The sequence below is a fragment of the Massilia sp. PAMC28688 genome (assembly GCF_019443445.1).
GTDB lineage: Bacteria > Pseudomonadota > Gammaproteobacteria > Burkholderiales > Burkholderiaceae_D > Telluria_A.
Map to the genome: position 1 here is coordinate 4,502,207 of NZ_CP080378.1, position 13,793 is coordinate 4,515,999.

At 66.6% G+C, this 13,793-nt stretch carries 10 protein-coding genes; 6 read left to right on the top strand and 4 right to left on the bottom strand.

Going from position 1 to position 13,793, the window contains the following annotated elements:
• Positions 1-5: 5 nt before the first annotated feature.
• Entirely contained in the window at positions 6-2,642 is a 2,637-nt protein-coding gene (locus KY495_RS20065; RefSeq protein ID WP_219881085.1) for a PEP/pyruvate-binding domain-containing protein, read from the bottom strand.
• Positions 2,643-2,789: 147 nt separating this feature from the next.
• Complete coding sequence (locus KY495_RS20070) at positions 2,790-4,064, bottom strand: DUF819 domain-containing protein (RefSeq protein ID WP_219881086.1); 1,275 nt, start codon at positions 4,062-4,064, stop codon at positions 2,790-2,792.
• Positions 4,065-4,463: 399 nt separating this feature from the next.
• Between KY495_RS20070 and fabI the strand changes: the two genes are divergently transcribed.
• Both fabI and KY495_RS20080 read left to right on the top strand, forming a co-directional pair.
• On the top strand, positions 4,464-5,231 hold the full coding sequence (gene fabI, locus KY495_RS20075; protein WP_219881087.1) for an enoyl-ACP reductase FabI: 768 nt from the start codon (positions 4,464-4,466) through the stop codon (positions 5,229-5,231).
• Between the two features lie 93 nt (positions 5,232-5,324).
• Positions 5,325-5,915 carry an NAD(P)H-dependent oxidoreductase gene (locus KY495_RS20080; RefSeq protein WP_219881088.1) on the top strand — a complete coding sequence of 197 codons (591 nt, stop codon included), beginning with the start codon at positions 5,325-5,327 and terminating at the stop codon, positions 5,913-5,915.
• A 16-nt stretch (positions 5,916-5,931) separates the two neighbouring features.
• Here the strand turns inward: KY495_RS20080 and KY495_RS20085 are convergent, their stop codons facing one another.
• A complete protein-coding gene (locus tag KY495_RS20085) occupies positions 5,932-6,756 on the bottom strand; it encodes a 4'-phosphopantetheinyl transferase superfamily protein (protein ID WP_219881089.1) in 825 nt (274 codons plus the stop codon).
• 287 nt (positions 6,757-7,043) lie between these two features.
• Between KY495_RS20085 and KY495_RS20090 the strand changes: the two genes are divergently transcribed.
• Both KY495_RS20090 and KY495_RS20095 read left to right on the top strand, forming a co-directional pair.
• On the top strand, positions 7,044-9,527 hold the full coding sequence (locus KY495_RS20090; protein ID WP_219881090.1) for a bifunctional diguanylate cyclase/phosphodiesterase: 2,484 nt from the start codon (positions 7,044-7,046) through the stop codon (positions 9,525-9,527).
• Between the two features lie 162 nt (positions 9,528-9,689).
• On the top strand, positions 9,690-9,905 hold the full coding sequence (locus tag KY495_RS20095; protein WP_219881091.1) for a DUF2933 domain-containing protein: 216 nt from the start codon (positions 9,690-9,692) through the stop codon (positions 9,903-9,905).
• 101 nt (positions 9,906-10,006) lie between these two features.
• Here the strand turns inward: KY495_RS20095 and KY495_RS20100 are convergent, their stop codons facing one another.
• Positions 10,007-10,810 (bottom strand): universal stress protein, encoded by an 804-nt coding sequence (locus KY495_RS20100; RefSeq protein ID WP_219881092.1) that lies wholly within the window; start codon positions 10,808-10,810, stop codon positions 10,007-10,009.
• A gap of 405 nt (positions 10,811-11,215) precedes the next feature.
• Between KY495_RS20100 and KY495_RS20105 the strand changes: the two genes are divergently transcribed.
• On the top strand, positions 11,216-11,659 hold the full coding sequence (locus KY495_RS20105; RefSeq protein ID WP_219881093.1) for an Hsp20/alpha crystallin family protein: 444 nt from the start codon (positions 11,216-11,218) through the stop codon (positions 11,657-11,659).
• 423 nt (positions 11,660-12,082) lie between these two features.
• Positions 12,083-13,759, top strand: a complete 1,677-nt coding sequence (locus KY495_RS20110; RefSeq protein ID WP_219881094.1) for a PKD domain-containing protein — start codon at positions 12,083-12,085, stop codon at positions 13,757-13,759.
• The last annotated feature ends 34 nt before the right edge of the window (positions 13,760-13,793 follow it).

Sequence of the window (13,793 nt, forward strand, 5' to 3'; positions counted from 1 at the left end):
AGGCGTCAGTTTAAAAATTCATGGGTCTGGCAGTGGGCGGCTTGGGTGAGGATGCGGACCACGCCGGAGGTGCCGTCCACTTCCACCAGCTGGCCATCGGTAAAGCGCGACAGCACATCGGCCACGCCGGCCACGCAGGGCTTGCCAAATTCACGTGCCACCACGGCTCCGTGCTGCAGGAGGCCCCCGACTTCCAGCACGATGCCGGCGGCATTGATGAACAGCGGCGTCCAGCCCGGATCGGTGGTGTAGGCCACCAGGATGTCGCCCCGTTCCACGGTCTTGTCGTGGGCGCTGCGCAGCACCTTGACCGGGCCCCTGGCCACGCCCGGCGACACGGCCATCGCGCGCTGCTCGCCGGGCCGTCCGGGACGCGGTGGCGGGCGCAGGATGCGGCCGCGCGAATCGATCACGGCGGGAAAGGTGCGCACGTGGCGCCGCAGGCGGGCACCAAAGGCGGTGCGCTGGGCACCGATTCTGCGCAAATCGCAGGCCGGGTCGCCTGCCGCCGCGCCGATGTCGGCAAGGGTCAGGTTCATGATCTGGTCGGCCCGGTCCAGCCGGCCCGCGGCGGCCAGGGCGCTGCCTTCGGCCAGCAGGCGGGCGCGCACGGCGTGCTGGTACATCAGCATGTGCTGCTTGGGCGTGTCGCGCGTGCCGCCAAAGCAATCGACCAGCGTGCAGGCACGCCTGAGCAGCGCACGCCGCCACCAGCCAAAGCGCCGGGACAGCTCCACGTAAGCGCGCTGCCGCTGGCCGGCCAGTTCGGCCTGCACGGCCGCCGGGTCGAATGCGGCGCCACTGCCCGCGGTAGCCGCCATCTGGCGCAGCACGATCATGGGGTCGTCAGCATAGTGCGCATTGGCCAGGTCCATCTCGCCCGGGCCACGGCAGCCATAGCGCGCCATGAAGTCATCCCAGGCCGCGAGGAAGGGCGGCGGCAGCTGCCGCTGCACGAGCCGGTCGCACAGCGCGGCCATGTCATCGAACGCGCCGGCCTCGAGCAGCTTGCTTATCTGATAGATGCGTACGCCCATGTCGACCACCAGGTTGCCGCCGATGCCCCGTCCAAGCTGCTCTGCCAGGGCCTGTTGTTCAGCATCGCCCTTGCGCACCAGGCGCTGCACCAGGGCCTGTGCCAGCACGCCCACGCCCAGGGCGGGCATGTCGACGTCGATGATATGGGCAAAGGCGGGCGCGCCGTAGCGCTGGCGAAATGCTGCCAAAGGCAGCGTATTGTCAAAGCCAGCCCGGTAGCGGCGCTCGAAGGCAGCGCTCTGGCGCTGGTACAGCCGGTGCGTGGACACGGGCGCGAGCACCGACCGCAAGGCGCGCCACACCGGGCGGCGCAGCTGCCACAGGACGGCGGGCAGCACGCGCAGGGCCGGCCAGATCCAGCGCGGCCGCTCTGACGCGCGATAGCCGGCCGCATCGATGCCGGCCAGGGTATCGGCCATGCGCTGGTCGGTTGGGGCATTGCTCCTGGCAAGCTGCGCGGGGCTGACAAACCACAGCAGGTTCGACAGGTTCATGTACATGCGTCCGCCGCCGAGGTAGATCAGACCCGCAGGCGAAGCCGTGTCCAGCCCCGCAGCGCCGGCGCCTTGGGCCAGCATGCGCATGTCGCCTGCCAGCCAGTCGAGGGCGATCGGCGAAATGGGGTCGTTGGTGGTCATGCCCTTGGACAGGGCGATATCCATGTACAGGGTGCGGCGGGCACCGGGCGCGCTTTGCATGGCCTCCGGGAGCGGCACCCAGGCCGTGACGGGACGCGCCTGGAGCAGGTACAGGCTGCCATCAAAAAACGCCCACTCCACGTCCACCGGATGGCCGAGGTGCGCTTCCATGGTGCAGATGGCGCTGCACAGCTGGCGTAACCGGCCGTCATCGAGACAGTATGCGTCGGGCCGCGACGGCGCAGCGGTGGCGGTGCCGCCGCCTTCGGCCAGCGTTACATAGAGCTGCTTGGCGCCGCGCTCGCGCGTGAGCACCGCGCCGCTGGTCTTGTCGACCGTATAGTGGTCGGGCGAAGCCATGCCGGCGACCACCGACTCCCCCAGGCCCCAGTTGGCCGCCATGGCGGCCGTGTCGAAGTCATTGCTGTGCGGGTCGATGGAAAAGCCGACACCGGCCACCTCGCTGTCGAGCTGGAGCTGCACGATCAGGGCCAGGCCCCCGGGCGCCATCGCATGCGCCTCCCGGTAGGCGGCCACACGGGGATCCAGGCTGGCGGCAAAACAGCGCCGTATGGCCGGCTCCAGCGCGTCGGCGCAAATGCCAAGCTCGGTGTGATAGACGCCGGCAAAGGACGCGCCCATGCCGTCTTCTTCGGGCGCCGACGAGCGCACCGCGTAGCGCTGGGCGGGGCCGGCAGCTGCCAGTTGCGCGAAAAGGTCGTCCAGTGCCAGGCGCTGGCGGGCGTCGAGCGGCAGTTCAGATGGCTGGGAAGGGGGCTGTGCGCCCCGGGCGACGGCGTCGAACCAGGGCTGGAAGAAATCGGTGGTGAGCACCCATGCAGGCGGCACGGGCAAGCCGGCGGCGCGAATCTCCTGCAGGGAACAGGCTTTGCCGCCGATCAGGTGGCGCGGATGGAATTCGCCGTGCTGGAGCGATACCAGCGCGGCCTTGCAGGGCAGATGCATAGGGGCGTCAGACTACCGCGTGGCGGCCCGACCGACGCTATCCCTGCTAAACACAATTGTATTCGCACCCGGCGTAATTATAACGCAACAGCAGGCAAGTTGCCAGGCCGGTCCCATTTTCACGGTGGCACCGGCCTGGCACCTGTCTTAGCCACCCGTCAAGAGGCGCAGCAGCTGGCCGGCGATCCAGCCGCCGTAAGTGCCCAGGGCATAGCCCAGCACCGCGAGCAGCACGCCCACCGGCGCCAGCGCGGGGTGGAAGGCGCTGGCCACCACCGGTGCGCTGGCGGCGCCGCCCACGTTGGCCTGGCTGCCCACGGCCATGTAGAACACGGGCGCCTTGATCAGCCAGGCCACGCCCAGCATCAGCGCGCCGTGGAAACTGATCCAGATGAGGCCCAGTGCAAACAATTCCGGGTCGGAGAAAATGGCGGCCAGGTTCATCTGCATGCCGATGGTCGCCACCAGAATGTAGATGGCCACCGAGCCCACCTTGGAGGCGCCCGCACCTTCGAGCTTCTTGGCACGGGTAAATGAAAGGATCAGGCCAAAGGTGGTGGCCAGCACGGTGACCCAGAAGAAGTTGGCCGTCAGGCTGTAGCGCTCCAGGTAGGGCGCATTTTCCTTAATGAAGGGCACGATGAAGCCGGTCAGCCAGTGCGCCAGGGCAGTCGCGCCCAGGCCGTAGGCGAGGATCATCTGCATATCGTAGGAACTGGCAATGCGGGCGCTGTCGAGCTGGACCTTTTCTACCCGGACGCGCAGCTCGTCCAGCGCGGTGGTGTCGGCGCCGCGCCAGGCGTCAATGCGCGCACTGCGCGCGGCCAGAAACAGCAGGAAGGCCATCCAGATGTTGGCGCAGATGACGTCAACGGCGACAAACTTGCCGAAGACGTCCGGGCCCACGGCATACACTTCCTTCATCGCCGCCTGGTTGGCGCCACCGCCAATCCAGGAGCCGGCCGTGGTGGTCATGCCGCGCCAGATGGCGTTCGGGCCGTCCGGATTCAGGACGGCCGGATCGAAGTAGCCCACGATGGCCAGGGCCAACGGCGCGCCCAGGACCACGCCCACGGTACCGGTCAGGAACAGGATGATGGCCTTCGGTCCGAGGCGCATGATGGCGCCCAGGTCGCACGCCAGCGTCAGCAGCACCAGCGCCATCGGCAGCAGGTAGTCGCGCGCCATCGGATACAGGCCCGAGGCCGCACCATCGATGACGCCGAACGTGTTGAGCAGGCCCGGGATGAAATAGCACAGCAGCAGGGCCGGAACGATGGAATAGAAGCGGCGCCAGAAAGGGTGGGCAGAGCGTTCACTGCTCAATACCAAAGCCAGGATGACGATCAGGATTCCCAGTATCACTGGGTCGGAGGTAATGAGAGCCGTGGAGGTATTCGCGGCCGGGCTGGGAGCTGCCATGGGTGTCGGGAGTAAAAGGAAAACGTGGATGTTACCCGATTAGCTCATCAGTGAGGATGAAACATGGAAGCGGGTATTGACAGGCCGCGCGGGAGGCGGTCCGCGTCCGCGGGCCCGGCAGCGCGGCCTTTTTAGCCCTTCACCACGCTGACGCGGGCAAAGCGCAGGTTCTCGACAACCTTGATGCGCCCCTTCAGCGGCCACCACCCGATGCGCGCCGCTTGCGCCAGTGGCAGCTGGCATGCCTGTGTGCCCGGCGATGGGCTGCCATTTGATGTACATCATGGACTGCCCCGTTCCCATGATCGTAACCTGTCCTTGCCGATCAAACGGGCCTGCCGAGGCGCTGTGGCAAGGCAGGGCATCGCCGGGGGGCCGGCGCTTTCACAGGAGACAAGCATGCTCGATTCATTGCAGGGCAAACGCGGCGTCGTGGTCGGCATCGCCAACGAGCACAGTATTGCGTGGGGCTGCGCCCGCCAGTTTCATCGCGCCGGCGCAGAGCTGGCCATCACCTGGCTCAACGACAAGGCGCGCGGCCATGTGGAGCCGCTGGCACGCCAGCTCGGCGCGCCCCTCATGCAGGCCCTCGATGTGGAACAGCCGGGCCAGCTCGAGGCGCTCTTCGATGCCATCGGCGAGCGCTGGGGCCGCCTTGATTTCGTCCTCCATTCCATTGCCTTCGCGCCCAAGAGCGATTTGCATGGGCGGGTGGTGGACTGTTCGCGCGAGGGGTTTGCCCGCGCCATGGATATTTCCTGCCATTCGTTCGCGCGCATGGCGCGCCTGGCTGAACCGTTAATGAAAGATGGCGGCAGCCTCATGACCATGAGCTATGTCGGCGCCGAGGAAGTGGTGCCCGATTACGGCGTGATGGGGCCGGTGAAAGCGGCGCTGGAAGCCTGCGTGCGCTATCTGGCAGCCGAACTCGGCCCGGCCGGGATCCGGGTCAATGCGGTCTCCCCGGGCCCCTTGGCCACGCGGGCCGCGTCGGGCATCCCCCATTTCGAGGCCCTGCTCGCGGCCGCTGCCCAGCGCGCGCCGTTGCGGCGCCTGGTGGGCATCGAGGAAGTCGGCGCCCTGTGTGCTTTCCTGGCCGGCGACGGCGCGCGCGCCATGACAGGCAACACCCTCTATGTCGATGCCGGCTATCACATCCTCGGCTGAGGCCAAGTGCCTGGCCGCCTGTGGCCGCGCACTGTCAGCGCCGCCTGGCCTGCCGTGGCCGGCACGCAGTCCGTTCACCAGCGAAAGGCTGACATGAATAAACGTATCTTGCTGATCCAGGGTCATCCCGACGCCGCCCACCAGCACTTGTGCGTTGCACTGGAGCAGGCCTACCGGGAAGGGGCACTGCAGCAGGGCCACCAGGTGCGGCGCATCCACATCGCCGCGCTGGACTTCCCGCTGCTCACAAGCCAGGAAGAATGGGAGCATGGCCCCTTGCCTGCCAGCCTGCACACGGCCCAGGACGATATCGTCTGGGCCGAGCACCTGGTGTTCTTTTTCCCGCTCTGGCTGGGCGACATGCCTGCCCTGGTCAAGGGCTTCCTCGAGCAAATCGCCCGGCCCGGGTTTGCATTCGCGGCCGGGGAGGGGCAGATGGCCATGCGCAAGAAGGCATTGTCGGGCCGTTCGGCGCGCATCATCATCACCATGGGCATGCCGGGTTTTGTCTATCGCTGGTATTTTCTGGCACACAGCCTCAAGTCCATGAAGCGCAATATACTGGGCTTTGTGGGCATTGGCCCGGTGCGCGATACCATCGTCGGCCTGGCCGGCAAGCTGAGCGCCGACCAGGCGCAGCGCTGGCTGGCCCGCATGGCCGCCCTCGGCCGGGCTGCCGCGTAAGTCCTTGCCGCAGGCCCTAGACGGCCGGGCAGGGCGCCTGGCCGGTGGCGCGCAGCCAGGCGAGTTCCACCGGCGCCTCGCTCACCAGCGGCAGCACAGTGCGCACGGTGATGGCCGGGACGGCGCCCATGCTGCGCTCGGCGCACAGGGCCAGCAGATAGCCGGGCGCAGGCTGCGCCTGCCAGAAGCACCAGCGCTGCGGTTCGCCATCGTCGCAGCCCTGGTCAAAGAAAGGCTGCACGGCACCTGGCCGCGACAGGTCAAAACCGAACCGGTCCAGCGGCAGCGACAGTCCCATGCCGCGGGCCTTGATGTAGGCTTCCTTGAAGGTCCAGTACTCAAAAAAGCGCGACTGCTGCTGCGCGGCCGGCAAGGCGGCCAGGGCGGCCACTTCGCGGGGCGAAAAAAAATGCTCTGCAATGCCGGCCGCGACGCTGCGGGCGGCCAGGTATTCCACGTCCACGCCCAGCTCGCGCCCGGTCGACACGGCCAGGACGATCAGGCCGCGGGTATGGGAAATATTAAAGCGCAGGGCGGCGGCGCCATGATGCGCGGCCAATTCCGGCCGTCCATAGGCATTGGCAACGAACTCCCATGCCGCGGGGGCGACCGCGGCATAGCGTGACAGCACCGTGCGCACCATGGCCCGCGTGACCAGGTAGCGCAGGCGGTCGTCGGCAAAGTGAAAGCGCACTTCTTGCGCACGTTCTGCCTCGTTGAGCAACAGCCGCATGGCTGCCTGCAACGAAGGTGAGTGGGCGTCGTCATACCAGGTCAGCCAGAGATCAATCCCGCGCGCGCCGCACGCGAGCATGGACGGGCCGGTGCCGCGCACACTCATCGCGCGCGGCGCCTGGACTGCATGAACTGCATGAACTGCATGGGCGGTATGGACTGCATGGCAGTACGCTCCTGGTTCGTCTGATTTTGAAGCGCAATTCTATCCCACTGTGCCCATGCAGGTAATGCCGGCCATGCGTGGCCCAAGCCCGCCTGTGGGGACGCTGGCGCCGCACCCGGGCCGGTTCGCTGCCCGTCCTTGCCGCAGCAACAGCCACGCATGCACCGCTTGTCAAGCGGCCGGGTGGCGCGCACAATAAGCAGCGTTGATTTGGGGTCGAAGCCAACATGCCAGGATTGAATCAGGCGCCTGCATCCGCGCAGGATGCAGCGCAGCCCACCATCGATGTACTTGGTGACGCGCTGGCACTCATCGACGAGTCCGGTGTCATCATGCAGGTCAACCGTGCATGGCGCGAGTTTCCCGTGAGCCAAGGCGCTCCAGCAATCCCGTCACTGCCCGGCACCAGTTATCTGGAAGCATGCGACCGTGCGGGCAGCCAGGGCGCAGTCCATGCCGGCCAGGTGGCAGCGATGGCCAGGTCTGTCCTCAGTGGCCAGAACCCGCGCGCCGAGATGCATTATGCGTGCGAGCGCTTGGGCCTGACCCAGTGGTACAAGCTGCGCATCGCGCCCGCGATGCTGGCAGGTGCGCCGCGCTGGCTCGTGGTGCAGGAGGCGGTGGCCGAACCGTTGGCGGCCGAGCGCCAGCTGCGCCTGCACGAACGGATGCTGGCGTCGGTGGAACAGGCCGTCATCGTCACCGATCTGTCGGGCGCCATCCTGTTCTGGAACCAGGCAGCCGAGCGCCAGTACGGATGGGCCGCCAGCGAGGTGCTGGGGCGCGACATCGTCAGCGTGGTGCCGGCCACCACCTCGCAGGCCCAGGCGACCCAAATCATGGAGCGGCTGCAGCAGGGCGAGAGCTGGTCCGGCGAGTTCCTGGTTCGGCACCGCAGCGGCCGCCAAATGCCGGTGCATGTCACCGACGCCCCCATGCGCGACGAGCGGGGCAGGCTGATGGGCGTGATCGGCATTTCCACCGATATGACCGAGCAGAAAAAGACTGAAAAGGCCCTGCAGCTGTCCAACATGGTCTATCAGGCCATTGGCGAGGCCATCATGGTGCTCGATATGGCAGGCCTCGTGGTCGCCATCAATCCGGCGTTTACTGCGTTGACCGGGTTTTCCGAGGCGGAGCTGCTGGGAGTGTCGGCCGATGTGCTGGTCAGTGCGGCCAATGGCCACTTCATCGGCCCCGACGCCGAGCCGGTACTGTCGCGCACCGGCCACTGGTCCGGGTCGGTGCGCACGCGCAGCAAGAGCGGCGACGATTGCCACCTGTGGCTGACGATCGACACCATCTTTGATGCAAATGATCGGGGTAAGCTGCGCATCTGCATGTTTTCCGCCATCACGGACCAAAAGCGGGCCAAGGAAACCATCTGGCTGCAGGCCAATTACGATGTACTGACCGGCCTGCCCAATCGCAGCATGTTCCGTGACCGGCTCGAACACGAGATCGGCAAGGCCGGACGCAGCCGCCAGCAACTGGCGCTGCTGTTCATCGACCTGGATCAGTTCAAGGAGGTCAACGATACGCTCGGCCACCACGTTGGCGACGAGTTGCTCAAGGAGGTGGCGGGCCGCCTGGTGTCGTGCGTGCGCGAAGTCGATACGGTGGCGCGCATCGGCGGCGACGAATTTACCGTCATCATTGGCGAACTGGCCGACCGCGCCAGCGTGGAACGGATCGCTGGCTGCATCGTGCATGCCATGGCGCAGCCGTTTCACGTCGGCGGCAATCGTCTCCACGTGTCGGCCAGCGTGGGTATCACCCTGTATCCGGCCGATGCGCGCGACGCGGCGACCCTGATCAAGAATGCGGACCAGGCCATGTACGCCGCCAAAAACCATGGGCGCAACCAGTTCCATTACTTTACCGAGCGCATGCAGCTTGAAGCGCAGCGCCGCATGCACTTGACCAATGACCTGCGCGGCGCATTGGGCAGGCAGGAACTGGAGCTCGCCTACCAGCCCATTATCGCCCTCGCCACTGGCGCGCTGCACAAGGCAGAAGCCTTGCTGCGCTGGCGCCATCCAGGGCGCGGCCTGGTCAGCCCGGCGCAATTCATTCCCGTGGCCGAGCAAAGCGGGATAATCACCAGCATAGGCGAATGGGTGTATCAACGTGCCACCGATCAGGCGCGCCTGTGGCGAGAACAGCGCGATCCCCTGTTCCAGGTCAGCATCAACCTGTCGCCGGCCCAGCTGCGCCACCGCGGCGGCAGCGCAGCGGCGTTTGTGCGCCACGCCGCCCAGCTGGCGGACCTGGCGGGCACGCGCGGTGGCTGTGCCATCGTCGAGATTACCGAAGGCTTGCTGCTCGAATCAAACCAGGCCCTGCTCAAGGAGCTGCAAGCCTTGCGCGACGCCGGCATCCAGCTGGCCATTGACGACTTTGGCACCGGCTACTCGGCGCTGTCATATCTGCGCACTTTTCGCGTCGACTTCCTCAAGATCGACCAGACCTTTGTCACCAATCTCCACCGCGGCTCCGCCGACCTGGCCATGTGCGAGGCCATCATTGCCCTGGCCCACAGGCTCGGTATCAAGGTCATTGCCGAAGGCATCGAACGACAGGAACAATGTGATTTGCTGACCCTGGCCGGCTGCGACTATGGCCAGGGCTACCTGTTTGCGCGGCCCCTCACGGCCACGGCCATGGGGGAAATGCTCGACAGCGCAGCAGACATCGCTGGCCAGGCCTGATCCGGTCCGCTGCCCGGGCGCCTGCGCGCCGCGTATCTGATCCGGGTGGCATCGCGCGCACGAGCGGCGTATGCTGTTGCCTGAAGGGCTGGCGCTGTGCGCCGATGCGGCCCTGGCCATGCGTCAGTGCGCCTGGCACCGACTGCTAATGAGGAGCTGATTATGAGACACCATGTTGACTCTGCCGCCCCAGCGGGCTGGCCGGACGTGCGCCAATGGGTTGCAGCGGCCGCCTTCCTGCTGCTGGCGGCCTACCTGTGGTTCGCGCACGAAGCTTACCTGTTTGCCTTGCTGCCGCTGGCACTGGGGCTGGTCTGTCCGCTGGTCCATTTGTTTCATCGCGGCCACGGCAGCCGCGAGGGCGGTAGACAGCCGTAGCAGCGCCCGTGCGCAGGGATGGGCGCGGGTCAGGACCGCCAGCTGGCCGCAGCGGAGCAGGCCGCCAGCCGCGCGCAAGATGGGGGCACAGGTGCCAGGAGCTAGTGTGCCATCCAGAGCGCCACCGGCGCCCGTTTGAGCGCCGTGCGGGTAACACCGCCGAGCACCCATTCGCGCAGCCGGGAGCGCCCAAAGGCGCCCATGACGATGAGGTCGGACTGGGTGCGTGTGGCGTACGACAGCAGCTCGGCACCATTGTCGGTGGTGCCACGGCGCGCCTCGAGGTCGACCTTGACGCCGTGGCGTGCCAGGTACAGTGCCATGTCGCCACCGGGCTGCTCGCCGTGGGTGGCGCCGTTATCGTCATTGACCAGCACCAGCAGGTGCACGCGCACGGCGCGCCGCAGCAGCGCAATGGCAGACGTGATGGCGCGCACCGCCTGCGCACTGCCGTTCCAGGCCACCGTCACCGTCCGGCCCACCTCGCCGGTGGCGGCCGGGGGCAGCACCAGCACCGGCCGGGCGCTGTTCAGGACGAGGTAGGGGACGTCACGCGCATCCTGACCAACGACCAGCAGGTCGGCATAGCGGGCTTGCAGGCACAGCCCGGTTTCAGTGTCGTCATCGAGGCGGCGCCGCTCGTACGAGGCCAGGCCAAGCGCGCGCACCCACTCTTCAAAGCGGTCGAGCGCGCGGTCGGCATGGGCATGCAGCTCTTCAGTGGGAACCACGACCGGCGGCGCCCCCGCATCCATGGGGGAAAGCGGCAAGTGGTAGGCTGCCAGGCCAGTCAGGGCGCTGCCCACCAAGTGGGCCTCTTGCGCCAGCGCCAGGCGGGCCGCCACTTCCACCCGGTTTTGGGCGTGGGCACTGCCGTCCACATGGACGAGAATGGTTTTGTACATGGTCCGCTCCTGGTGGGTGGTCAATGCTGCTACTGTACGCCTCAACCATATTGAAAAAGTTTGATTTGCATCAAAATCACCGAATTTTGCCACGCGGCGCCCCGTACCGTACGGCCGGATTGCCTGCGCAATTTCGCGCAATTCTTTTCGGTGTCACCGGGCCGTCTGGCGGCAGCGGCGCTGCAACACCCAGGCGCTTGCCCGCGCTGCGACGCTGACCGCCGTGCAGCGCTTGTTGGCCTGTCGGCCGTCCCGGCGATGTCAGGGCGTTGGCGAGGCTCGGCACCTGCGCGCGATTGATGCACCGCATAAGTGGTGACAGTCACGCGCCTAAGATCGTCGGCTAGAGGGCCGGCCGCGGGGCGGCAGGCGCCATTGTTGCAACCTTCCATCAGGAGACCCATCATGGCAGGCAGCTTACAGCGGTTTGATCCGCAGGGAAATGTTTCACACTTTGACCCAATGCGGGGTCTTGGCAGCATGTTCGACCTTTTCGATTTCATGCGTCCCGGTCGCATGTCCGGCATGGACCAGCTACGCATTGATGTCAACGAAACCGACGAAGCTTATCTGGTCAAGGCAGAGATGCCCGGTTTTAAGAAGGAGGACATTAAGGTTGCCATCAATGGCGACCAGGTGTCCATCAGCGGCGAGCGCAGTACCGACCAGGAGCGCAAGGAAGGCAATGTGGTGTGCCGCGAGCGCTACCAGGGCAGCCAGTACCGTAGTTTTACTTTGCCGCAGCTTGTTGACGAGGAGAAGGCCAGTGCCACCTGCACCGACGGCGTGCTCGAACTCACCCTGCCCAAGAAGGCCGGTAGCGGTGCGAGGCAACTGCCCGTGCAGTAGGTGCCACAGCACGGAAAAGGCGGCTGCCTGCTTATGGCGGCCGTCCACCGGCCAGGCCATATCTGCTTACAAAGCGCCTCCAGCCGGGCCGCGCACCGCTACCCGGCGGGATAGATCAAACTGTCGACTGGCGATGATGCGACCCCTTCTATATAAGGTTGAAGTTACCCCTTGGACTGGTGGCGCACCCATGTTCCCCACACGGGCCCGGATCGTGCAGCATTTTGCGCGCCCTCAATTCTTCTCTGGGTCGCGGCATGCGCAAATGCTGCAGCGAGCTCTCCTTTCCTGACCTGGAGCGCAGCGTAGCACCCATCGACGTTGATGCCGCACTGAACAGGGTAGGCAGCGTGCTCCTAGAGTGTGCTGGTAGGGCCGGCTTTTCGCCGGTTCCACTTTTGCACATCGGATGAAGGAGCAAAAATGAATACCAACAATAAAAAGCGCGCGCGCCAAGCCTTGACCGGGCGCAGCGTGCTCGCCTGCATGGGCTGCATGCTCGCCGCCTGCGGCGGCGGGTCCGGTGTGCCCGCCGCTGACGGCCCGGCGGGAAAGGCGCCGCTTGCGGCGGCAGCGGCCCCTGCCAGCGTTCCTGGCTGGCCTGATGGCACCGCGGTCACCGACATCGGTTTTGCCGCCTCGCACCAGCCCCGGCCAGCAGTGGCCGCCGTTGTTGCCGGCTCCGCCGTGCAAGCCATGCATGCGGCCGGCGCGCCAAGGTATGCCATCATCAACCTCGGGCCCGGTCTGTACGCCGGCTTGACCGATATTAATAACAAGGACCAGGTGGTGATGTCGCTCGAAAATGCAGCCGGCTATCGCTCCTATTTTTTCAATGGCCAGACGGTACGCGATATCGGGACCCTGGGCGGACCCTACGCATTCGCCTCCTCACTCAATGACGCCGGCCAGGTGACGGGCTCGGCTTCGTATGCCGGTGCCGAATTTTCCCGCGCCTTCCTGTGGAGCGAAACGGCCGGCATGCGCGACCTGGGGGTGATCGGGGGTAGCTCCTCCTACGGCAGCGACATCAACGAATACGGCCTGGTGGCGGGTTACTCCACTACCCAAGCCGGTGACCAGTTCACGCGCCACGCATTCGGCTGGCGCGCCGCCGGCGGCATGCGCGACCTGGGCGTGCTGCCCGGTGCCGCCACCTCCACCGGTCTGGCCGTCAACGACAGCGGCATGGTGGTGGGTTACTCCGACAGCACCGCCTTTGCCTGGACCAGCGCCACCGGCATGCAGGCCATCGGGCCCGATGCCGAGGCCACGCTGGTCAACGACCAGGGCCAGGTGGCCGGTGCAATGGCCCTGTCTCAGACGACCGGCCGGCGTGCCTTTGTCTGGAACCGCGACACGGGCCTGCTGGATATCGGCACCCTCGGTGGCGCCCAGACCGAGGTGGCGGCAATGAACGCCGGCGGCCAGGTAGTGGGGTTCTCGTTCACGGGCGATCCCGGCGGCGGCGCCATTCACGCCATGTCCTGGACCAGGTCCGGCGGCATGCGCGACCTGGGCACGCTGGGGGGCGGCTTTTCGACGGCCCAGGCCGTCAACGACAACGGCATCGTGGTGGGGCAGTCGCTCTACCGCAACGACATCGAGCAGGAGCACGCCTTTGTCTGGAGCCCGGCCGCTGGCATGCTGGACCTGAACCGGCACCTGGTGCGCGCCCCCGCCGGCCTCGAACTGTACGGCGCGCTGGCCATCTCCAACCTGGGCGCCATTGTCGCCAATTCCAACGCCGGCCTGGTGCTGCTCAAGCCCGGTCTGGTCGGCACCAGCGCCCCAGTCATCGGCCCGATCACCAGCAGCGAGCCGGTGCGGCCTGGCCGCGCGGTGACTTTCGCCGCCAGCTTCACCGACCACAATACCAGCGAGCACCACCGCGCTACCTGGTACTGGGGCGGCGGCTGCAGGTCCGGACCGGGCACGATCACGCAAGCGAACGGCAGCGGCCGGGTAACCGGCGTCCATGTCTGGTGCCGGGCCGGTACCTACTGGGTGACCCTGACCGTCACCGACAGCGGCGGGCGCCGCAGTACGGTGGCACGCAAGGTGACGGTGGGCGCCGCGGCCAAGGTGCGGCACCATTGACCCGGGCGAGGTGGCGGCCAATGGTCCATCATCA

Coding starts and splice junctions, on each gene's coding strand:
- KY495_RS20065 (WP_219881085.1), bottom strand. CDS start 2,642: ATGCATCTGCCCTGCAAGGCCGCGCTGGTATCGCTCCAGCACGGCGAA.
- KY495_RS20070 (WP_219881086.1), bottom strand. CDS start 4,064: ATGGCAGCTCCCAGCCCGGCCGCGAATACCTCCACGGCTCTCATTACC.
- fabI (WP_219881087.1), top strand. CDS start 4,464: ATGCTCGATTCATTGCAGGGCAAACGCGGCGTCGTGGTCGGCATCGCC.
- KY495_RS20080 (WP_219881088.1), top strand. CDS start 5,325: ATGAATAAACGTATCTTGCTGATCCAGGGTCATCCCGACGCCGCCCAC.
- KY495_RS20085 (WP_219881089.1), bottom strand. CDS start 6,756: ATGAGTGTGCGCGGCACCGGCCCGTCCATGCTCGCGTGCGGCGCGCGC.
- KY495_RS20090 (WP_219881090.1), top strand. CDS start 7,044: ATGCCAGGATTGAATCAGGCGCCTGCATCCGCGCAGGATGCAGCGCAG.
- KY495_RS20095 (WP_219881091.1), top strand. CDS start 9,690: ATGAGACACCATGTTGACTCTGCCGCCCCAGCGGGCTGGCCGGACGTG.
- KY495_RS20100 (WP_219881092.1), bottom strand. CDS start 10,810: ATGTACAAAACCATTCTCGTCCATGTGGACGGCAGTGCCCACGCCCAA.
- KY495_RS20105 (WP_219881093.1), top strand. CDS start 11,216: ATGGCAGGCAGCTTACAGCGGTTTGATCCGCAGGGAAATGTTTCACAC.
- KY495_RS20110 (WP_219881094.1), top strand. CDS start 12,083: ATGAATACCAACAATAAAAAGCGCGCGCGCCAAGCCTTGACCGGGCGC.